Annotated in this window: 18 protein-coding genes; 14 read left to right on the top strand and 4 right to left on the bottom strand. The window is 64.9% G+C overall.

Going from position 1 to position 20,194, the window contains the following annotated elements:
- Window positions 1–59: 59 nt before the first annotated feature.
- Both EN851_RS20845 and EN851_RS20835 read right to left on the bottom strand, forming a co-directional pair.
- Window positions 60–896 (bottom strand): ABC transporter permease, encoded by an 837-nt coding sequence (locus tag EN851_RS20845; protein WP_135930048.1) that lies wholly within the window; start codon window positions 894–896, stop codon window positions 60–62.
- Between the two features lie 326 nt (window positions 897–1,222).
- Complete coding sequence (locus tag EN851_RS20835) at window positions 1,223–2,287, bottom strand: spermidine/putrescine ABC transporter substrate-binding protein (RefSeq protein ID WP_135929967.1); 1,065 nt, start codon at window positions 2,285–2,287, stop codon at window positions 1,223–1,225.
- Window positions 2,288–2,518: 231 nt separating this feature from the next.
- Between EN851_RS20835 and EN851_RS20830 the strand changes: the two genes are divergently transcribed.
- The 4 genes from EN851_RS20830 to EN851_RS20815 are packed head-to-tail and all read left to right on the top strand — an operon-like array spanning window position 2,519 to window position 7,441.
- Complete coding sequence (locus EN851_RS20830; RefSeq protein WP_127872872.1) at window positions 2,519–3,457, top strand: GntR family transcriptional regulator; 939 nt, start codon at window positions 2,519–2,521, stop codon at window positions 3,455–3,457.
- An 11-nt stretch (window positions 3,458–3,468) separates the two neighbouring features.
- Window positions 3,469–4,752 (top strand): glycosyltransferase, encoded by a 1,284-nt coding sequence (locus EN851_RS20825; protein WP_135929966.1) that lies wholly within the window; start codon window positions 3,469–3,471, stop codon window positions 4,750–4,752.
- A 5-nt stretch (window positions 4,753–4,757) separates the two neighbouring features.
- Window positions 4,758–6,140 carry a glutamine synthetase family protein gene (locus EN851_RS20820; protein ID WP_135930047.1) on the top strand — a complete coding sequence of 461 codons (1,383 nt, stop codon included), beginning with the start codon at window positions 4,758–4,760 and terminating at the stop codon, window positions 6,138–6,140.
- A 2-nt stretch (window positions 6,141–6,142) separates the two neighbouring features.
- Window positions 6,143–7,441, top strand: coding sequence for an FAD-binding oxidoreductase (locus EN851_RS20815; RefSeq protein ID WP_189521903.1), 1,299 nt, complete (start codon window positions 6,143–6,145; stop codon window positions 7,439–7,441).
- Between the two features lie 224 nt (window positions 7,442–7,665).
- On the opposite strand, the gene EN851_RS20810 is transcribed toward EN851_RS20815, so the two are convergent.
- The gene (locus EN851_RS20810) at window positions 7,666–8,436 is read right to left on the bottom strand and encodes an IclR family transcriptional regulator C-terminal domain-containing protein (RefSeq protein ID WP_135883239.1); all 771 of its coding nucleotides are present in this window, start codon (window positions 8,434–8,436) and stop codon (window positions 7,666–7,668) included.
- 110 nt (window positions 8,437–8,546) lie between these two features.
- On the opposite strand from EN851_RS20810, the gene EN851_RS20805 reads away from it, so the two are divergent.
- From EN851_RS20805 to EN851_RS20750, 9 genes are all read left to right on the top strand, one after another.
- A complete protein-coding gene (locus EN851_RS20805; RefSeq protein WP_135916595.1) occupies window positions 8,547–9,404 on the top strand; it encodes a CoA transferase subunit A in 858 nt (285 codons plus the stop codon).
- Window positions 9,401–10,207, top strand: coding sequence for a CoA-transferase subunit beta (locus tag EN851_RS20800; RefSeq protein WP_135916596.1), 807 nt, complete (start codon window positions 9,401–9,403; stop codon window positions 10,205–10,207). Before EN851_RS20805 ends, EN851_RS20800 begins: the two co-directional genes overlap by 4 nt.
- Window position 10,208: 1 nt before the next feature.
- Window positions 10,209–11,414: a 3-oxoadipyl-CoA thiolase gene (pcaF, locus tag EN851_RS20795; protein WP_135916597.1), complete on the top strand. Its 1,206-nt coding sequence runs from the start codon at window positions 10,209–10,211 to the stop codon at window positions 11,412–11,414.
- A 337-nt stretch (window positions 11,415–11,751) separates the two neighbouring features.
- Window positions 11,752–12,783 (top strand): BMP family protein, encoded by a 1,032-nt coding sequence (locus EN851_RS20785; protein WP_135929965.1) that lies wholly within the window; start codon window positions 11,752–11,754, stop codon window positions 12,781–12,783.
- Window positions 12,784–13,015: 232 nt separating this feature from the next.
- The gene (locus EN851_RS20775) at window positions 13,016–14,527 is read left to right on the top strand and encodes an ABC transporter ATP-binding protein (RefSeq protein WP_135929964.1); all 1,512 of its coding nucleotides are present in this window, start codon (window positions 13,016–13,018) and stop codon (window positions 14,525–14,527) included.
- Between the two features lie 258 nt (window positions 14,528–14,785).
- Window positions 14,786–15,841 (top strand): ABC transporter permease, encoded by a 1,056-nt coding sequence (locus EN851_RS20765; RefSeq protein WP_135929963.1) that lies wholly within the window; start codon window positions 14,786–14,788, stop codon window positions 15,839–15,841.
- Window positions 15,838–16,782, top strand: coding sequence for an ABC transporter permease (locus EN851_RS20760; RefSeq protein ID WP_127279726.1), 945 nt, complete (start codon window positions 15,838–15,840; stop codon window positions 16,780–16,782). Before EN851_RS20765 ends, EN851_RS20760 begins: the two co-directional genes overlap by 4 nt.
- 187 nt (window positions 16,783–16,969) lie before the next feature.
- A complete protein-coding gene (locus EN851_RS20755; protein ID WP_127279725.1) occupies window positions 16,970–17,125 on the top strand; it encodes a hypothetical protein in 156 nt (51 codons plus the stop codon).
- Window positions 17,126–17,261: 136 nt separating this feature from the next.
- Window positions 17,262–18,203 (top strand): LLM class flavin-dependent oxidoreductase, encoded by a 942-nt coding sequence (locus EN851_RS20750; protein ID WP_127872881.1) that lies wholly within the window; start codon window positions 17,262–17,264, stop codon window positions 18,201–18,203.
- Between the two features lie 6 nt (window positions 18,204–18,209).
- Here the strand turns inward: EN851_RS20750 and EN851_RS20745 are convergent, their stop codons facing one another.
- Window positions 18,210–18,896: an isochorismatase family cysteine hydrolase gene (locus EN851_RS20745; RefSeq protein WP_135929962.1), complete on the bottom strand. Its 687-nt coding sequence runs from the start codon at window positions 18,894–18,896 to the stop codon at window positions 18,210–18,212.
- A 342-nt stretch (window positions 18,897–19,238) separates the two neighbouring features.
- On the opposite strand from EN851_RS20745, the gene exbB reads away from it, so the two are divergent.
- Window positions 19,239–20,186: a tonB-system energizer ExbB gene (gene exbB, locus EN851_RS20740; protein ID WP_135916603.1), complete on the top strand. Its 948-nt coding sequence runs from the start codon at window positions 19,239–19,241 to the stop codon at window positions 20,184–20,186.
- Window positions 20,187–20,194 lie beyond the last annotated feature (8 nt).

Raw genomic sequence — 20,194 nt, 5'->3', positions numbered from 1 at the left:
CCGCCCCTTCGGGGCACCTTCTCCCCGTAAACGGGGAGAAGGGAAGGGTCGCGCTGCGCTCAGCCATCGGCTTTCACTTCAGCCGCCCGTCCGGAGGCGCGATCCGCGGCGATCGCTTGCGCCATCAGCACCAGCAGCATGACGGCGATCAGCGCCATCGCCAGGGCCGCGCCGAACGGCCAGTCATTGGCGGTCAGGAACTGGTCGTAGACAAGGTTGCCGATCATCTGGAAGCGGCCGCCGCCGAGCAGCGCCGGGGTGACGAAATTGCCGATCGACAGCACGAAGACGAAGACGGCGCCGGCGGCGATGCCGGGCACGGTCAGCGGCAGGATGACACGGCGAAACGTCGTCATCGCCGAAGCGCCGAGATCGCGCGAGGCTTCGGCCAGTTCCGGGTTGAGCCGCGACAAAGGCGCGTAGCAGGCGAGGATGACGAAGGGCAGATAGTTGTAGACCAGGCCGGCGATGACCGCGCCTTCGGTGTAGAGCATCGAGGGCGGTTCACCGGTGTAGCCCGCCCAGCGCAGGAGCTGGGTGACAAGCCCTTCGCGGTTGAGCAGCACGATCCATGCATAGGTGCGGATCAGGTAGTTGGACCAGAACGGCAGCACGGCGAAGAACAGGAACATCGGCTGCCAGCGGCGCGGGGCGGCCGCGATGGCATAGGCGGCGGCATAGCCGATCACCACCGCGATCAGCGTGGCGATGCCGGCAATGCGCGCCGAGTTCAGGAAAATGCCGGCATAGAGCGGGTCGAAGACCTGCCCGAAATTCTCCAGCGTGAAGGTGTAGTCGATGCCGCCATAGATGCCGCGCCGGAAGAAGGCGAGCGCCAGCACCAGCGCGCACGGCACAACCATCAGCGCGGTCAACCAGACCAGCGCCGGGGCCATCAGCAAGGAGGAGCGGGAGGGTCGTGTCACGCCGCGCCCTCGCCGGCAGCAGGCGAGTTCCCCCTCACCCGGATTGCCAACCGAATTGCGAAGGGCAATTCGGGACAATCCGACCTCTCCCCGAGGGGAGAGGAGCGCGCCAGTGCTGGCTCCAGCCTCTTCTCCCCGCCGGGGAGAAGGTGGCCGCGAAGCGGCCGGATGAGGGGGCGCTGCGCTGGAGATTGGCGAAGGCCCGCGAGCCAGCCGATCTCCCCGCTCGAGGGGGAGATGGCCGGCAGGTCAAAGGGGGGCGTGAAGGAACGCAAGCGTGATTCCAGCAATCGATCTTACTGCGCGGCCTTGATCTCGCTGACGATCTTGGAATAGTCGCGCTGGGCTTCGCCGACGTCACGCAGCTGCTCGAACTTGACGAGGTCGGCCACCGGCATCGCCATGTTGGGGAATTTTGCCAGGAAATCGGCCGGCAGGCTTTCCATCGCCGGCTTGTTCGGAACCTTGTAGTCGATGTTCTGCGCCGCCCAGGCGTGGTTCTTGGCGTCGAGCATGAAGTTGATGAACTGGAAGGCGGCGTCCTTGTGGTCGGAGGCCTTCATCACCACCATCGTGTCGACCCAGAGATCCGAACCTTCCTTGGGAATCACGTATTTGATCTCCGGCTTGTCGGCGATGCCGTAATTGCACCAGCCGTCCCAGGCTTGGACCATCAGCGCTTCTCCGGAGACCAGTTTCGAATAGAAGGTGGTGTCGTCATAGGCGAGCAGGGTTTTCTTGGCCGAGATCAAGAGGTTCTTGACCTCGGCCATCTTGGCCGGATCTGTCTCGTTGACGGAGAAACCCTTGTCGAGCTGCCCGGCGGCGAGCAGCCAGCGATCAGTCGCCAGCATGGTGGTCTTGCCCTTCAGCTCATCCGACGGCGCCAGCAGGTCGCTCCAGCTCGTGGGCGCCGTCTTGACCAGGTCCGAGCGGTAGCAGAGGCCGGTCGTGCCCCAGGTGTAGGGCACGGAGAAAGTGTTGCCGACATCGTGCGGCAGCTTGGTCGCTTCGGGATAGAGGTTGGCGAGATTGGGGATCTTGGCGTGGTCCACCGGCTCGGTCAGGCCGAGCTTGTTCAGAACCTCGGCGAAGGGCGAGGAGACGAAAACCACGTCATAGCCCTTGCCGCCGGCGGCAATCAGCTTGCCCATGATCTCTTCATTGGTGGCGTGCACCACGACTTCGCCGGAAACGCCCGTCGCGGTCTTGAAGGCGGCCATGGCGTCGGGCGCCATGTAGCCGTCCCAATTGGAAATGACGAGGTCGGCGGCCATCGCCGGCGCGGACAGCGCCACGGCAAGCCCGAGGGCGATCGAAGGCATTCTCAGCGCACGGCGCCGCAGGCTGGTAGCAGTCATGGCAGGCTCCCATTCCGGTTGGTTCGTCGAATTCGTGCTGGACCCGCGCGACATGCGCCGCTGCATCGATCCTGTTCCCTCGGTCTTTTGTCGCCGATTGCACCGACAGTACTATTGCAGAAAAAAGTACGTCAATCCATAATTTGACAACCGGCCTCGGAATCTGGCCGATTGCGTCCACGCCGGCGATCGGTCAAATCAACGAGGTCACGTCCGTTCCACGAGAATGTCATGCAAGCCGCAACCCGACGACCTCGCACCAACCATCTCGATCTGGCCCAGCGCATCCTGGATGTGGCGCGGCAGCGTGGCTTCGCGCCCGGCGCACGCCTGCCCGAGCAACAGATCGCCTCGCTGTGCAATGTCTCGCGCACTCCGGTCCGGGCGGCGCTCAGCCTGCTCGCGGAGCAGGGTGTCGTTTGCTGGGAGGCGGACACCGGATATCACCTGGCGATCGACCTCGCCGCGCAGCCGGCGATATCAGCCGAATTGCCCGCCGCCGAGGAAGACGAGCTTGCCGAAGCCATCCTGCGCGACCGTTCGGCGCGGCGCCTCGACCAGACAGTGACCGTCGCAGGGCTGATGCGGCGGTACAGTGCCGAACGGAAAACGGTACTAAAATCTCTGAACAGACTGACGGAGGAGAATCTTCTCGATCGCGCACCAGGTCAGTCCTGGTTGTTCCGGCGCGCCCCTGATGACCCGGAGGCGCAAGGCGAGAGCTACGAGTTCCGGCTGCTTTTGGAGCCCGCCGCCATCCTGACGCCCGGCTTCCGGCTCGATGGCGCGCGCGCCGCGATGTTGCGCCAGGGCATGGAGGCGCTATCGGCGCTGCCCGACGCCGCGTTCGATACACGCGAGTTCCAGCGGCTCGACATCGATTTCCACGGCATGATCGCCGAAGGCAGCGCCAACCGCTTCGTCGCCGACGCGCTGGCCGATCACCTCAGGCTGCGGCGGCTTCCGGGCATCTATGCGGGCGTCAACGTCTTCCGGCTGAAGCAATCGTTGCGCGAACACCTGAACATACTCGACCATCTTGAAAGCCGGCAGTATGAGGTTGCTGCCGATCTGCTGCGCATTCACCTGCGGCTGTCGCGCAGCCAGCGGCCGCAGGCGGCCAGCCGCGGCGCTCCCGCGCTGTTCGGCATGATCAGCCGGCCGGAATGAAGAGGATTTAATTGACGCGTAGAGCGAGCCCCACCATCGCGCTGTTTCCCGAGGCCAGTTTCGGGGCGGCGTTGAATTGCGTCGGCATCGCGCAGGCGCTGCGCGCGAAGGGCGCGCGGCCGGTGTTCATCTGCCATGCCGGCTTCTCCGGCGTCTTTGCCGACTATGGTTTCCAGGAATACCAGCTGCCGACCGAGGAGCCGCTGAGCGACAGCGAGCGCCAGAGCTACTGGCAGGCGTTCGTGCGCCGGCATCTGCCGCATTTCAGGCTGAGCCCGATCGACCAGCTCGAAACCTATGTCGCGCCGACCTGGCAGGCGATCGTCGACACGGCGGTCAATGCCGAGGCGCCGCTGCGCCAATTGCTGGCGCGGCTGAAGCCCGACGCGGTGGTGCTCGACAACGTCATCATGTTCCCGGCGATAGCGGCAGCCGGCTGCCCGTGGGCGCGCGTCGTTTCCTGCGCCGAGACGGAGCTGCCTGACGCTGAAGTGCCGCCCTATCTCTCGGGCCTCGGCGCTGGCGATCCGCAACGCGCGGCGTTCGAGGCGCGATATCTCGCAGCCTCGGCGCCGGCGCATGACCGCTTCAACCGCTTTCGCGCCGATTGCGGCCTAGCGCCGCTGCCGAAGGGCCTGTTTCTTGAAACCTCACCCGATCTCAATCTGCTCTTGACGCCGGCGATCGTGCGCCGCGAACGCGCCGAGCCGCTCGACCCCGAGCGCTTCGTCTATCTCGAAGGCTGCGTGCGGTCGGAAGGGCCATTCGAGGTGCCGGTTTTCCCGCGCAATGGCGGGCCGCTGGTCTATGTCAGCTTCGGCAGTCTCGGCGCAATGGATGTCGGCCTGATCGAGCGCATGCTTGCCGTATTCGACCGGCTGCCGGCCCGCTTCATCGTCAATGTCGGTGGCCTGCGCGATGCCTACCGCGCGGTGCCCGACAATGTCTACCTCGACGCCTGGTTTCCGCAGCCCTCCGTGGTGGCGAAGTCGGACTTGTTCATCCACCACGGCGGCAACAACAGCTTTTGCGAAGCGCTGCGCTTCGGCGTGCCTTCGCTGATCATGCCCTATTGCTGGGACGGGCACGACAATGCGCAACGCGCCGGCGAAACCGGCGTCGGCGACCATATCGGCCGTGACGGCTGGACCGAAGGGGGATTGGAGAGAGCCATTCTCGGCCTGCTGGCCGATGACGCCATGCGCGCCCGCCTCAGGGACAATGCAGCCGAGATGGCGCTGAAACCCGGAACGGACGTGGCCGCGCAAGCCATTCTCTCCCTGATACGGACATGAACGAAATGCTCGATAAGAATACGAATACCGCAAACCTCTTCAATGGCAACGACCCCAAGGCCTGGCTTACGCAGCATGGCATCACCGAGATCGAGTGCCTGGTGCCCGACATGAACGGCGTGCTGCGCGGCAAGGCGCTGCCGTCCGCCAAATTCCTCAAGGCGCTGGAAGACCGCGCGCTCTACCTGCCGAGCAGCGCCTTCCTGGTCAGCATCGACGGCCGTTATTCCGGCTCGATCGACGAGGGTTTTGCCTATTCGGACCCCGACATGCGCATGGTGCCCGATGTCTCGACGCTGTGCCTGGCGCCGGGCGCCGGGGCGGGGAAGGCCTATGTTTTCGCCGATGCCTTTCATATGGATGGCAGGCCGTGGATGGCTTCGCCGCGTCATGTGCTGCGCGCCGTGCTCGATCTCTATCGCCAGCGCGGCTGGCGCGCGGTGGTCGCACCCGAGCTCGAATTCTACCTTACCGCGCCCAATCCCGACCCGGACAAGCCGCTGACCGCGCCGGTCGGTGCCAATGGCCGCGCCGAGGGCGTGCAGCATCCCTATGACATGGCGGCGCTGGAAGAATTCGAGCCGGTGATCCGGCGTATCTATGACTATTCAGCGGCAGCCGGACTGCCCCTCGACACGCTGATCCATGAATCGGGCACGGCGCAGCTCGAAATCAATCTGCTGCATGGCGACGCCCTGCCGCTCGCCGACCAGGTGCTTTTGTTCAAGCGGTTTACGCGGCAGGCCGCGCAGCAATGCGGCATGCATGCGACCTTCATGGCCAAGCCGATCGCGGCCCAGGCGGGCAGCTCGATGCATCTGCACATGTCCGTTGTCGACGAGGCCGGCAACGCGCTTTTCGCCGGCAGCGACGATGCCGACACCGGGATGTTCGGCCATTTCATCGGCGGCCTGCAGAAGTACATTCCCGAAATCATGCCGCTGTTCGCGCCGAACGTGAACTCGTTCCGCCGCATCAGGCCGAACCACAGCGCGCCGGCCAACATCGAGTGGTCGCATGACAACCGCTCCTGCGGCCTGCGCGTGCCGGCCGGCGGGCGCATGGCGCGGCGGGTGGAGAACCGGCTGCCGGGTGCCGATTCCAATCCCTATCTGGCGATCGCCGGTTCGCTGCTTGCCGGCTATCTCGGTGTCGAGCAGAAGCAGGCGCGCTCGGCCGAGGCGTCGGGCAATGCCTACAAGATCAAGAGCACGCTGCCGAAGACCATGGAGGAGGCGCTCGACCGCTTCACCGCGTGCGACCCGGTGCGGGCATTGCTGGGCGAGGACTTCTTCCAGACCTATCTGCGCGTCAAGAGCGTCGAGCTCGACCTGTTCCAGAGCGTGGTGACGAGTTGGGAACGCGACCACCTCTTGCTGAAGGTGTGATCATGGCATCTTCGACGGGTTTCAATTCCGGTCTCGATATCGGCAAATCCTATTATGTCGCGACCGCCAATCCGGCGCCGGAACACGCGGCCCTTGCGGGCGATGTCGAGGCGGATCTGGTCGTCGTCGGCGGCGGCTGCACCGGCCTGTCGGCCGCCCTTCACGCGGCCGAGCGCGGCCTCAAAGTGGTGCTGCTCGAAGGCGGCAGGATCGGCTGGGGCGCGTCGGGCCGCAATGGCGGCCAGATGATCCCCGGCCTGCGCAAGGGCGCCAAGGGTCTGGTCAAGCTCTACGGACCCGAGCGGGCGAAGGTGCTGTTCGACCTCGCCTTCGAGGCACGCGGCCTGGTGCTCGGCATCATCGAGCGCCATGCCATCGACTGCGACCTCAGGCTGACCGGCCATCTGGTCGGCGCGGTCAACGGCTCCGACCTCAGGGATCTCGAGGAAGAGGCCAAATGCCTCAAGAGCGTGATGAAATTCCGCGACGTCGAGATCCTGTCGGCGGCGGACGCGCGGGCCAAGGTCGACACGCCTTATCAGGGCGCGATGTATGAGCCGCTCGGCGGCCACATGCATCCACTCAACTATACGCTCGGGCTTGCCCGCGCGGCTGTCGCGGCCGGCGTCACCATCCACGAGAATTCGGTGGCGGTGAAACTGGAGCGGAAGCCGTCGATCCGGGTTTCGACGGCAAAGGGATCGGTGCGGGCCAGACACGTCGTGCTGGCGGGAGACGCGCTGCTCAACGGGCTGGAGCCACGCGTCAACAGCCGCATCATGCCGGTCGGCAACTACATCGTCGCCACCGAGCCGCTGGAGGGCAAACGCAACGTCATCCCCGCCAATGTCGCGGTGTCCGACACGCGCTTCGTCGTCAACTATTACAGGATGTCCGCGGACGGGCGGCTGTTGTTCGGCGGCGGCGAGCGCTACACGCCGTCACCGCCGGCCGATATAGCCGGCTTCGTGCGGCCGCACATGGAAGGCACCTTCCCGCAGCTCAAGGGATGCCGCATCGATCATGCCTGGGGCGGGCTGGTGTCGGTGACGACGTCGCGGCTGCCGCATGTCGGGCACTATGGCGAGGTCTATTTCGCGCATGGCTATTCCGGCAAGGGCGTCATCCTGTCGACACTGTCGGGCAAGCTGCTCGCCGAAGCGATCACCGGCGATGCGTCGCGGCTCGACCTGTTCTCGACGCTGACCCCGATGCCGTTCCCGGGCGGCACGGCGCTGCGCGGGCCACTCTATGTGCTGGGGATGTTGTGGTACGCGATGCGGGATCGGATGAAGCATTGAGGGGCTAACGATCAGAGGCTGGCGGGACCGCGCCCCCCTCTGTCCTGCCGGACATCTCCCCCACGAGGGGGGAGATTGGCAGCTTTGGCGCCCCGCCTTTTCCTTGCAAATGTTAAATTTGGCGAAAGCCGGCGTAGCATCCGATCTCCCCCCAAGTGGGGGAGATGCCCGGCAGGGCAGAGGGGGGCGCTGGCCCGCCGACGTCGGAAGGCTAGCAAGGCCTCTTACACCACAAAAAAATCCTCGATACGCTGCCTGGCATCCAGCAGCGCCGGCAGGATCTCCCGTTCCATCTCCGCGACCGAAAACCGTGCCGACTGTGTAGAGACATTGATCGCCGAGACCGTGCGTCCGGACCTGTCGCGGATCGGCACGGCGATGGAGCGCAGGCCGAGTTCCAGTTCCTCGTCGACGATGGCAAAGCCATCCGTTCCAGCCTTGCCGATGGCCTTCGCCAGCAACGGCCTTTCAACAATCGTCTTCGGCGTCCGGCGTTCGATCGTTGCTTGCCTTAGAAATCCGTCGAGCTCATCCGCCGTCAGCCCGGCGAGCAGCATCCGGCCCATCGAGGTGCAATAGGCGGGCAGCCTGGTGCCGACATCGAGCGAGACGCTCAGGATACGGCGGCCAGGAATACGGGCGACATAGACGACATCCTCGCCCGACAAGATCGCCGCCGAGCAAGCTTCGTTCAACTGCGCCGCCACCGCACGCATGATCGGCGCGGCGAAGCTCCACAGCGAGGCGCCTCCGAGCCAGGTGCGAGCGACGGTCAGCAGGCGCGGCGACAGGGAGAACACACGGCCGGATTGAGTCGCGTAGCCGGTGGCGACCAAGGTCAGCAGGAAGCGACGGGCGCCGGCGCGGGTCAGGCCGGCTTCCTCGGCCATTTCGGTCAGGGTCATGCCCGCAGGATGCCGGGCCAGGATTTCCATCACGGCAAGACCGCGCCCGAGCGAGCCGACTTGATCACGGGAAACGGCCTCTTCGTCCATCTCATCTCCGGGCGACGTCAGGATTGACTCCGCGTCATAGGGTAGCTTAAAAAGTATCACATATAAAACAAAAGTTCGCAATACGAACTTTTGGAGTTGGAGTCTAGGTGATGGTCAAGTTCCTGTCGCTCAAGCAAGCCGTCGCGGAGAACCTGAACAATGGCGACTCCGTCGCCTTCGAAGGCTTCACCCATCTGATCCCGACAGCTGCCGCGCATGAGGCGATCCGCCAGGGGTTTCGCGACCTGACCCTGATCCGCATGACACCCGATCTGATCTACGACCAGATGATCGGCATGGGCATGGCGAAGAAAATCGTCTTCTCCTATGTCGGCAATCCCGGTGTCGGCCTGCTGCGGCGCGCCCGCGATGCGATCGAGAACGCTTTTCCCCGGTCGATCGAGGTCGAGGAGCACAGCCATGCCGGAATGGCCAACGCCTATGAGGCGGGCGCGGCCGGCCTGCCTTGCGCGGTGTTCCGTGGCTATCGCGGCGCCGGGCTGGCCGCAGTCAATCCGAACATCAAATCGGTCACCTGTCCGTTCACCGGCGAGGTGCTGGCGGCCGTGCCGTCGATCCGGCCCGATGTCACCTTCATCCATGCGCAGAAGGCCGACAAGAAAGGCAATGTGCTGGTCGAGGGCATCATCGGCATCCAGAAGGAAGCCGTGCTGGCGGCCAGGCGCGCCGTCGTGACGGTCGAGGAAGTGGTCGACAATTTCGACGACCTGCACCCGAACCTCACCGTGTTGCCGCGCTGGACCATCGCGGCGATCTCGGTGGTGCCGGGCGGCTCGCATCCGTCCTACGCGCATGGCTATTATGCCAGGGACAATGCCGCCTATCTCTCATGGGACGAGATCGCCGCCGACCGCGAGAAATTCCAGGCATGGATGCAGGCGAACGTGATCGAGAAGAACGCCGACGATTTCGCGGCGCGGGTCGAGCATCTGAGGAAAGCGGCATGAGCGACGATCAAAAGCGCTTGGGCTTCACGCCCAACGAGATGATGACGATCGCCGCCAGCCGGGCGTTGGGGAATGACGATGTCTGCTTCGTCGGCATCGGCGCGCCGTCCGCCGCCTGCAACGTGGCGCGGCTGACGCATGCGCCCGACATCACGCTGATCTACGAGAGCGGCACGATCGGCACCGCGCCCGACGTGCTGCCGCTGTCGATCGGCGACGGCGAATTGTGCGAGACGGCGGTGACCACCGTCGCGGTGCCGGAGATGTTCCGCTACTGGCTGCAGGGCGGCCGCATTTCGATCGGCTTTTTGGGTGCCGCCCAGCTCGACAAGTTCGGCAACATCAACACCACGGTCATCGGCGACTATTTTCATCCCAAGACCAGGCTGCCGGGTGGCGGCGGCGCGCCGGAGATCGCGACGTCGTCGAAGGAAATCTACATCACCATGGCGCAGACCAAGCGCGGCATGGTCGAAAAGATCGACTTCTTCACCTCGTTCGGCCATGGCGAGGGCGGCGATCATCGCAGGCGGCTCGGCATCGACACAGCGGGCCCGACCTTGCTGATCACCGACCTGGCCATCTGGAAGCCGGATCCTCTGACCAAGGAATTCACGGTCGTGTCCCTACATCCCGGCGTTACCCGCCAGCAGGTGCAGGAAAGCTGTGGCTGGGTGGTTAAGTTCGCCGAGGCGCTTGACGAAACGCCGGCGCCAAGCGAACTCGAACTCGAGACATTGCGTGACCTGCAGGCCCGCACCAAGGCGGCGCATGAGGGGACCGGAAAAGGGAAAGCAGCCTGACATGGCCGAGGCCTATATTTGCGACTATATCCGCACGCCGATCGGCCGCTTCGGCGGTTCGCTATCCTCGGTACGCACCGACGACCTTGGCGCCATCCCGTTGAAGGCTTTGCTTGAGCGCAATGCCGGGATCGACTGGCAGGCGGTGGACGACGTCGTCTATGGCTGCGCCAACCAGGCCGGCGAGGACAACCGCAACGTGGCGCGCATGGCGCTGCTGCTGGCCGGCCTGCCGCAGGAGATTCCGGGCTCGACCGTCAACCGGCTGTGCGGCTCGGGCATGGACGCGCTGACCATCGCCGCGCGCGCCATCAAGGCCGGCGAAGCGGAATTGATGATCGCAGGCGGCGTCGAATCGATGAGCCGGGCGCCCTTCGTCATGCCGAAGGCCGACACCGCCTTTTCGCGCAATGCCGAGATCTACGACACCACCATCGGCTGGCGCTTCGTCAACCCGCTGATGAACAAGCTGTATGGCGTCGATTCCATGCCGGAGACCGGCGAGAACGTGGCGGAAGACTTCGCTGTTTCCCGCGCGGACCAGGACGCCTTTGCCGTCCGCAGCCAGGACAAGGCGGTCGCGGCACAAGCCAATGGCCGGCTGGCGAAGGAGATCACCCCGGTGACGATCCCGCAGCGCAAGGGCGATGCGGTCGTCGTGTCGAAGGACGAGCATCCCCGCGCCGGCACCACGGTCGAGGCGCTGGCCAAACTGCCGACGCCGTTCCGGCAAGGCGGCACGGTGACGGCCGGCAATGCCTCCGGCGTCAATGACGGCGCGGCGGCGCTGGTCGTTGCTTCCGAGGCAGCGGTGAGGAAATACGGGCTGACGCCGATCGCGCGCATCCTTGGCGGTGCCGCCGCCGGGGTCGCGCCGCGCATCATGGGCATCGGTCCGGCGCCGGCAACGCAAAAGCTATGCGCGCGGCTCGGGCTGACGCCGAAACAATTCGATGTCATCGAACTCAACGAAGCCTTCGCCTCGCAAGGCATCGCGGTGCTGCGCCAACTCGGCATCGCCGAGGACGCACCGCACGTCAATCCGAATGGCGGCGCCATCGCGCTCGGCCATCCCCTGGGCATGTCGGGCGCCCGCATCTCCGGCACGGCTGCGCTGGAGCTGCGGGAACGCGGCGGCCGCTATGCGCTGGCCACCATGTGCATCGGCGTCGGCCAGGGCATCGCCATCGCGCTCGAACGGGCCTGATCGGAGACTGCAAATTGCCAGGGTTGGCGCCGCCCCTCATCGCCCTGCCGGGCACTTCTCCCCGTATAGTGACGGGGAGAAGGAAGCTGGCGGCAATGCCGGCGCCCTCCTTTGAACGCCGGTGATTGGCGAAACCGGCAATGACAGGCCCCTCTCCCCGTCACTATACGGGGAGAGGATGCCGGCAGGCAGGTGAGGGGCGGCGGCAACCTGAAGCGATTGGCCGCTCTCAAATTTGACCATGTGGACAAAAGTCTAGACCCGTTCCATAGTTCCTCGTCTGACATTCTTAGGGAACGGCCGGCTCGACACGGCTGTCGAACAGAGGGGCACTTCAATGGAAGACCGGAAGAACAAATCTCATTTGATCCGCGAAGGGCTCTCGCGGCGCAACGTGCTCGAACTGGGCGCGCTGGGTTTCGCTGCGGCGATGCTGCCGGGTGCGGCCTTCGCGGCGGGCAAGAAACTGAAGGTGGCGGCTATCTTCGCCACGCCGATCGAGGAACCCTGGGACAACCAGATCCACGTCGCACTGCAGAAGGCCGAAAAGGAACTCGGCATCGAATACAAATGGTCCGAGAAGGTGCAGACCGCCGACTTCAGCCGCGTCATGCGCGAATATGCGCAGGGCGGGTACCAGCTGGTGCTGGGCGACGCCTTCGCCGCCGAGCGTGAATCGCGCCGCACGGCCAAGCAGTTCCCCAAGACCGCATTTCTGTTCGGCTCAGGCGCGGGGCCGGCCGAACCCAATTTCGGCGTCTTCGACAACTGGATCCACGAGCCTGCTTATCTCTCCGGCATGATCGCCGGCAAGATGTCGAAGTCGGGTACGGTCGGCGCGGTGGCGGCGATGGGCATTCCGGAAGTGAACCGGCTGGTCAATGCCTTCTTCGCCGGCGCCAAGGAGGTCAATCCGAACGTCAAGAAGAAGGTCGCCTTCATCGGTTCCTTCTTCGATCCGCCCAAGGCCAAGGAAGCGGCGGTGGCGCAGATCGACGCCGGCGTCGACGTCATCTATGCGGAACGCTTCGGCGTCATCGAGGCGGCGGTCGAGAAGAAGATCCTCGCCATCTCCAACATGTCCGACCAGTCGAGCCTCGGCCCCGATACGGTCATCACCGGCCCGGTCTGGGACATGTACCCGACGGTCGAGCAAGCGATCAAGCTGGTCAAGGCCGGCGTCTACACGGCGCAGGACTACGGCGATTTCTCGCGCATGGCCAAGGGCGGCTCCTATCTCGCGCCCTTCCACAAGTTCGACAAGGCCTTGCCCGCCGAGGTCAAGGATCTGGTCGAGAAGAAGAAGGCCGAGATCCTGGAAGGCAATTTCCGGGTGGATGTCGACGAGAATACGCCGGTTTCGGATTGAGTTCTGATCTTTAGGGGTTGGTGCTAGGCGCCCCTCTGTCCTGCCGGACATCTCCCCCTCAAGGGGGGAGATTGGCAGCTTCGGTCTTTGCGCCTTTCCTCCGACGTGGAAGATTGGCGAAAGCGCCGATGACATCTGATCTCCCCCCTTGAGGGGGAGATGGCCGGCAGGCCAGAGGGGGTGCAGCGTTGCCCTCTGCGGTTAGTCACCGGATCGCAAGTCAGGAGCACCCTTGCCCGCCCCACTCATCGAAATGCGCGGCATCACCAAGAGCTTCGGCGCCGTCAAGGCGAACGAGGCTGTCGATCTCAGCGTGGCGCCAGGAGAAATCCTCGGTTTGCTCGGCGAGAACGGCGCCGGCAAGACCACATTGATGAACGTGCTGTTCGGCGCCTATGCGCCGGATGCCGGCGAGATCCTGATCCAGGGCCGGCCGGCGCGGATCACCAGTTCGGCGGATGCGCTGGCCGCCGGCATCGGCATGGTGCATCAACATTTTCATCTGGCGCCACGGCTGACCGTGCTGGAAAACCTGCTCATCGGCATTCCGGGCAAGGCGGGGCGGATCGATCGCGCCGGCGGGCTGGTGCGGCTCGCCGAAATCAGCAGCCAGCATGGGCTGACACTCGACCCCAACCTGCCGGTCTCCGCGCTGTCGGTGGGCGAGCAGCAGCGGCTCGAAATCGTCAAGGCGCTGTTTCGCGGCGCAAGGCTCTTGATCCTCGACGAGCCGACCGCGGTGCTGGCGCCGAGCGAGGTCGGCGGGCTGTTTTCGGCGTTGCGGTCGATGGCGGCGCAGGGGCTCGGCATCATCTTCATCTCGCACAAGCTCAACGAGGTGCGGGCGCTGACGCATCGCTGCACCGTGCTGCGGCATGGCCGCGTCGCCGGCCGTGTCGATGATCCGGCAAACACGACGTCGGCTGCAATGGCGCAATTGATGTGCGGCCATGAAATCGTGCCGCCGGCGCGTGGGCCATCGACACCGGGCGCCGATGTGCTGATCCTCGACCGCATTTCGACCTCACGGCATTCGGGCACCGCGTTGCGCGATGTGTCGCTTGTGGTGCGTGCTGGCGAGATTCTCGGCATTGCCGGAGTCTCGGGCAATGGCCAGCGAGCGCTGGCGCAGGTGATCTCGGGCGTGCGCGCGCCCGACAACGGCCAAATGACGATAGCCGGCAAACAGGTCGTGCACTTCTCGCCGCGCGAGGTGCAGGCGCTGGGCCTTGGCCGCATCCCGGAAGACCGCATGACGACGGGGCTGGTCACCAATCTGCCGCTCGCCGATTCGATGGTGCTGCCGCGCATCGGCACATCAGCTTTCTCCGCCAGGGGGCTGCTCAAGCCGGATGCGATCCGCGCTTTCGCCGAGGCGCAGATCAAGGCCTATGATATCAGATGTCCCGGGCCGATGACGCGGGCCGGCGCGCTGTCCGGCGGTAATCTGCAGAAGGCGCTGCTGGCGCGCGAGCTTGCCTTTGACCCAAAGGTTCTGATCGTCTCACAGCCGACGCGCGGCCTCGACATTGGCGCGGCCCGTTTCATCCACGAGAAATTCCTCGACATGCGCGCCAAGGGCTGCGGCATCGTCGTCATCGGCGAGGATCTGGAGGAACTGATGGTGCTCTGCGACCGCATCGCGGTGATGTATGAGGGCCGCATCGCCGGCACGCTCGACAGCTCCGATGCGAGTGTTGCGCGACTCGGCCTGCTGATGACCGGCGCGGAGGGGAAGGCGTAGCATGGGTTTGCCTCGACGTTTCGCTTGGGAGGTCGCCGCCGCCCCTCACCTGCCTGCCGGCATCCTCTCCCCGTATAGTGACGGGGAGAGGGGCGCTCTCGTCGATGGTTTCGCCAACCATCAAGGTCGCGAAAACAGTCGCCGACGTTGCCGCCAGTCCCCTTCTTCCCGTCACTGTACAGGGAGAGGATGCCGGCAGGCGGATGAGGGGCGGCGCCAACGTTCCGCGGCTAGTCCAAGAGCGGAGGGCCAAGGCTGATGTTTCGCCTCGAAGTCCGGACCTCCACGCCAGCCTGGTTCAACCTGGCACTGCCGTTGCTGGCGATCGCTGCCACGCTCGTCTCGTGCAGCGGCCTGATCGCGCTGGCCGGGGCTGGTGTGTTCGAATCCTATGGCGTCATGTTCACCGCTTCGCTCGGCGACAGCTATGCCATCACCGAAACGCTGGTGCGCGCCGCACCGATGATCTTCACCGGGCTGGCGGTCGCCGTCGCCTTCCGGGCCAAGTTCTGGAACATCGGCGCCGAGGGGCAATTGCTGGCCGGCGCGGTGGCCAGTTGCTTCGTCGGCGCGATCCCGATGCCGGGGCCACTCGCCATGCTGCTGATGGCAATCGCCGGTGCTGCTGCCGGTGCGGCGGTGGCGCTTGTCCCCGCGGCGCTACGGGTCAAATTCAAGGTCGACGACGTCGTCAGTTCGCTGCTCCTCAACTCGGTCATCTACTACGCGTTGATGGCGCTGATCGAAGGGCCGTGGAAGGATAGCTTCAGCGGCTACCCGATCTCGCCGCCGATCGAGGATTCGGCCAATTTTCCGGTGCTGATCGAAGGCACGCGGCTGCATCTCGGCGTCATCGTGGCGCTGGTCGCGGCGCCGCTGATCTGGTTCCTGATCGTGCGCACGACGCTCGGTTTCCGCATCCGCGTCACCGGTGAAAACCCGGAAGCCGCCAGATATGGCGGCATCCATGTCGAGCGGGTGCTGATCTCGACAGCATTGCTTTCCGGCGCGCTGGCCGGCCTCGCCGGTGTCGGCGAGGTCGGCGGCGTGCACTTCCAGGTGATGAGCGATATTTCGCCGGGCTACGGCTATTCCGGCATCGTCGTCGCCATGCTGGCGCGGCTCAACCCGCTCGGCGTGGTGCCGGCGGCGATCTTCCTGGCCGCCGTGATGACCGGTGCGGAAGCGATGTCGCGCGCGACCGGCGTGCCGGCGTTCCTCAGCGACGTCATCCAGGGCACGGCTCTGCTCGCCATGCTGGTCGCGCTGCTGTTCACCGCCTATCGCATCCGCCGCGTCGGGGTCGCCCGATGAGCGCCGTGCTGGAACAGATTTTTCAGGTCGGCTTTCTCGCCGCCATCATCCGCATCGCCACGCCGCTGGCCTTTGCCACGCTCGGCGAAATGTTCTCCGAACGGGCCGGCGTGCTCAATCTCGGCATCGAAGGCATCATGCTGCTATGCGCCATGACCGGCTTCACCGCCACCAGCCTCAGTGGCAGCCTGTGGCTTGGCGTGCTGGTGGCGGTGCTGACCGGCATGCTGATGGGCGCGCTGCATGCGCTGTTCACGGTGGCGCTCGGCCTCAGCCAGCATGTCTGCGGCATCGGCGTGACGCTGTTCTCATCGGGGCTTGCCTATTTCCTCTACCGGCTGATCTTCGGCCAGCAATCGCTGCCGCCAAGCATCAAGGGTTTTCAGACGCTGCCGATCCCGGTTCTGTCCGATATTCCGGTGCTCGGGCCGGCGGTGTTCAACCAGTTCGCGCTGGTCTACATGGCGATCCTGGCCATCCCGCTCGCTGCCTTCGTGCTCTACCGCACGCCATGGGGCCTGTCGGTGCGCATGGTCGGCGAGAACCCGCGTGCCGCCGATTCCGCCGGCGTCAGCGTCATTGCCACGCGCTTCCAGGCCGTCATCCTTGGCGGTGCACTGATGGGGCTCGCCGGCGCCTTCCTGTCGATGGCGCAGTTCAACGCCTTCACCTTCGGCGTGGTGTCCGGACGCGGCTGGGTGGCGATCGCGCTGGTCGTGTTCGGCCGCTGGGATCCGTGGCGCTCGGCGGGTGCGGCGCTGCTGTTTGCCTTCGTCGATGCGCTCCAGCTGCGCATGCAAGCGAGCGGGCTCGGGCATATCCCTTACGAGGCGTTCCTGATGCTGCCCTTCATCTTTACGATTGTCGCCATGGCGGTCATGTCGCGCAACGCGGTGGCACCTTCGGCGCTGCTGAAGCCGTTTCGACGAGAAGAGCGGTAGGCAAGAACCTTCCTGCATCGCTAGGGATGCCGCCATGCTGCGTCAGTCGATCGCTCAGATCGGCTTCAACAGCAATTTCACACCAATTTTTGGCGATCGATGAGAAAATAATTCTGCCGATGATCGAAAAATAGCAATCGACAAAGTCTACAAGTTTTATAGATTAACCGGCGAGACGGAGGTCGATATGTCCTATATCCAGAACGCCCAGACCGACAGCAGCGGCCAGAGGCTGGCCAATGCCCAGGGCTTTCGCCCGGCCTATGCCGGCGCTTTCGCCTATCTCGTCTTTGCCCTTGCGTTCGTGTTCACCGGGGCAGTCGTGCTGGGCCTTATTCCCTAAGGCACCAGATCGGCAGGGGTAGCTGCCCCACAGTTGTCAGGCAATCGGAGTTGAATGAACCGGATCCCGGAGCGCTTTCGCGCCTGTGGATTCGCATTTCACAGCATCAGTGATTCCAGTGATGGAGGAGATGACAATGCCGATCGAATTCACGCATGTTCCCGGCAAGACCGCCGACGCGACGGTTCCCTTTTTCTATGACTTCGCAGAGACCGCGACCAAACTCGGGCTGATCGAGGACGGCGGTTTCCAGAAGATCGTCGTCGACGATTCGGCCGGAGTGCTGACCAACATGGATCTTGCCGCCCAGGTGCTCAACCGCACTGCTTCGCTGGAAGTGGTGCTCACCCATTGGGCCGGCGTGATCGAACCGACGGTGGCTGCCCGCCAGTTGGCGTCCATCGACAGGGGGAGCGGCGGACGGCTGGCCCTCAGGATGATCAGCGAGCCGTTGAACGACGACGATGCCGAGACACGGCCGGTCGGACATGGCGTCGTCTGGCAGCGGATCGACGAATATCTGGTGCTGTTGAAGCGGCTGTGGTCGAACGACCGGCCCTTCGACCACGAAGGTGCGTTCTACAGCATCAAGGGTGGTTATATCGAGCGCAAGGGTCCGCATGGCGCCGACCTCGTGATCCGTATGGGCGGGCAATCCGGAACTGCGCTGAAGGTGGCAGGCCGGCATGCCGATGTCTTCGAACTGGCGCCGGGTCCGATCGACGATATCAGGCAATTGATGGAGCGGGCGCGTCGCGCCGCGGCCGAACATGGCCGCGCCGGCAAACTGCGCTTCGCGCTTCCGGTCAGGATCCACCAAGGTGTTTCCGTCGCCGGCCAAAAGACGGTCGACCTCTCCGGGCCTCCGGCCCAGGTCGCGCTGTCGCTGCTTGCCTATGCGGCTCTCGGCATCGATGAGTTCATGGTCATCGGCGTCGACACGCCACACGAGATCGCGACGGCTGGCCGGGAAACCATTGCGTTGCTGCGCAACTCCCTGGCGCGCCGGGAGGCTAACGAATTCCACCACGGAGCTTATGCGCCTGGCGCTGGGCTGGAGACGCGAGCAGTGGGCTGAGGCCCGTCAATCTTCTGTTGCATGATGTCTGCCGGCAAGCCGCGACAGGCCATCGATGACGGCGTCCGAATCGGCCAGCACGCCGAAGACGCCGTCCTCGACCGTCACCATGTGCAACGCCGCTTCATGCGCCTTTTGATCACCGCTGGCGCAGGCGTCCGAAATGGTCAGGCACTGGAAATTGCGGTCACAGGCCTCGCGCAGCGTGGTGTGAACGCAGACATCCGTCGTGCATCCGGAAAACATCAGATGCGTGATGCCTCGCGCGCGCAGCACGAGCTCGAAATCCGTATAGGTGAAGGCGCTGTTGCAGGTCTTGTCTACGATGATGTCGTGCGGTGCGACATCGATCTCCGGAACGATCTGGAACCCCGCGCCCGAGCGCAGCAGGACGTCGGTGCCGTCGAGACCGGCGCGCTTGCGGCGCCATTTCTCATAGGGCGTCATGTCGGCCATGTCGGCGCGGTAACCCTGCCTGGTGTGGACGATGGTGAGGCCGGCCCTGCGCGCGGCCGCGATCAGGCGGTTCACCGTGGGCAGGATCGCCCGCAGCGGCGAGGGGTCATATCCCTTCCTGGCGAAATAGCCTGATGTCGACAGGAAATCCTGTTGCAGGTCGATGACGATCAACGCAGTGTTTTGGGCCACCAGCCTGCCATCATAAGGGTAGTCGAAGGGTATTGCCTTGATCATCCGGAGCTCCTTGCCGCCGGATCATTCTAGCGACTTCGCATCGATGCCGCGACACCGGAAGTCCGGTATCGTGCGGTGGATATCGCCGGCGCGGATCGCCCATAATCGGTAACAAGCCGTCACGGCGCTTCAGGGTTTTGACCGGCACATTCCCAAGATTTGTTGAGTGCCGTTGTCATCTTCAATGTTGACTAGTAAGTTCATGTTTTATAGTCAACCCGGGCACCTACCTGCCGTAACCAGGATTGGAAAACGGCGGCCGCGCTGGAGAAATGCCATGGCCGGGGCCGAAGCCGATACCCAGACCGCATTCTGGCCGCCGTGAGAGCAAGGAAGAAGCTCGTGTCGAGACATGGTTTGTTGGCGGCGTTGGTCGCATCGGTGATCCTGGCGGCGACCGGCGCGGTGGCCCAGGAGCAACCGGCCGTCGCTGCTGCAGTAGTCGGGGCCCCTGCCGCGCCGGCAGAAGCGGCACAAGCTGCTCCAGCTGTACCGGCACCCGCCCCGCCGGCGGCTGAAGTACCAGCGATGCCTGCGCAGCCGCAGCCGGCGGGGACGGGCCTTGCGGGGACGATGGAGCTGAACCTGCCGCACGACCTGTCGCCATGGGGCATGTTCATGGCCGCCGACATCATCGTGAAGGCGGTGATGATCGGATTGGCGTTCGCGTCGCTCGTCACCTGGACGATATGGCTGGCCAAGTCGCTGGAAATTTTCGCCGGCAAGCTGCGTGTCCGCCATGCCGTCCGCGCGATCGGCGATGCCGCGACGTTGAAGCAGGCGAGCCGCGCGCTCGACCGCAGTGGCGGCCCCGGCGCGCTCCTGGTGCGGGCCGCCGAGGAAGAGACCGCGCTTTCGGCCGGCGCGCTCGACCATGTCGGCGGTGAGGGACTGAAGGAACGGGTCGCCTCGCGCCTGTCGCGCATCGAGGCGGCAGCGTCGCGGCGCATGTCGCGCGGCGCCGGCCTGCTGGCGACGATCGGGTCCACGGCGCCTTTCGTCGGCCTGTTCGGCACAGTCTGGGGCATCATGAACGCCTTCATCGGCATTTCGCAGGCGCAGACCACCAATCTCGCCGTGGTGGCGCCGGGCATCGCCGAGGCGTTGCTGGCCACCGCGATGGGGCTGGTCGCGGCAATTCCGGCGGTTGTGATTTACAACGTCTTTGCCCGCTCGATAGCCGGCTACCGGCAGACACTGGCCGACGCCTCGGCGGGCGTCGAACGGCTGGTCAGCCGCGACCTCGATTTCCGCGCGATAGCACCCGCGGCGGTGCTGGCGGCAGAGTAGAGGGGGCG

It is taken from the genome of Mesorhizobium sp. M8A.F.Ca.ET.208.01.1.1, assembly GCF_004791315.1.
Lineage (GTDB): Bacteria > Pseudomonadota > Alphaproteobacteria > Rhizobiales > Rhizobiaceae > Mesorhizobium.
Note: the sequence above shows the minus strand (reverse complement) of the source record. Positions and strands in the feature narration are given on the sequence as shown.

Bases quoted from the DNA above. Each gene is read 5' to 3' on its own strand.
- EN851_RS20835 (WP_135929967.1), bottom strand. From the start codon at position 2,287: ATGACTGCTACCAGCCTGCGGCGCCGTGCGCTGAGAATGCCTTCGATC.
- EN851_RS20815 (WP_189521903.1), top strand. From the start codon at position 6,143: ATGGCATCTTCGACGGGTTTCAATTCCGGTCTCGATATCGGCAAATCC.
- EN851_RS20760 (WP_127279726.1), top strand. From the start codon at position 15,838: ATGAGCGCCGTGCTGGAACAGATTTTTCAGGTCGGCTTTCTCGCCGCC.
- EN851_RS20755 (WP_127279725.1), top strand. From the start codon at position 16,970: ATGTCCTATATCCAGAACGCCCAGACCGACAGCAGCGGCCAGAGGCTG.
- EN851_RS20800 (WP_135916596.1), top strand. From the start codon at position 9,401: ATGAGCGACGATCAAAAGCGCTTGGGCTTCACGCCCAACGAGATGATG.
- pcaF (WP_135916597.1), top strand. From the start codon at position 10,209: ATGGCCGAGGCCTATATTTGCGACTATATCCGCACGCCGATCGGCCGC.
- EN851_RS20830 (WP_127872872.1), top strand. From the start codon at position 2,519: ATGCAAGCCGCAACCCGACGACCTCGCACCAACCATCTCGATCTGGCC.
- EN851_RS20845 (WP_135930048.1), bottom strand. From the start codon at position 896: ATGGCCCCGGCGCTGGTCTGGTTGACCGCGCTGATGGTTGTGCCGTGC.
- EN851_RS20820 (WP_135930047.1), top strand. From the start codon at position 4,758: ATGCTCGATAAGAATACGAATACCGCAAACCTCTTCAATGGCAACGAC.
- EN851_RS20810 (WP_135883239.1), bottom strand. From the start codon at position 8,436: ATGGACGAAGAGGCCGTTTCCCGTGATCAAGTCGGCTCGCTCGGGCGC.
- EN851_RS20745 (WP_135929962.1), bottom strand. From the start codon at position 18,896: ATGATCAAGGCAATACCCTTCGACTACCCTTATGATGGCAGGCTGGTG.
- EN851_RS20785 (WP_135929965.1), top strand. From the start codon at position 11,752: ATGGAAGACCGGAAGAACAAATCTCATTTGATCCGCGAAGGGCTCTCG.
- EN851_RS20765 (WP_135929963.1), top strand. From the start codon at position 14,786: ATGTTTCGCCTCGAAGTCCGGACCTCCACGCCAGCCTGGTTCAACCTG.
- EN851_RS20750 (WP_127872881.1), top strand. From the start codon at position 17,262: ATGCCGATCGAATTCACGCATGTTCCCGGCAAGACCGCCGACGCGACG.
- EN851_RS20805 (WP_135916595.1), top strand. From the start codon at position 8,547: ATGGTCAAGTTCCTGTCGCTCAAGCAAGCCGTCGCGGAGAACCTGAAC.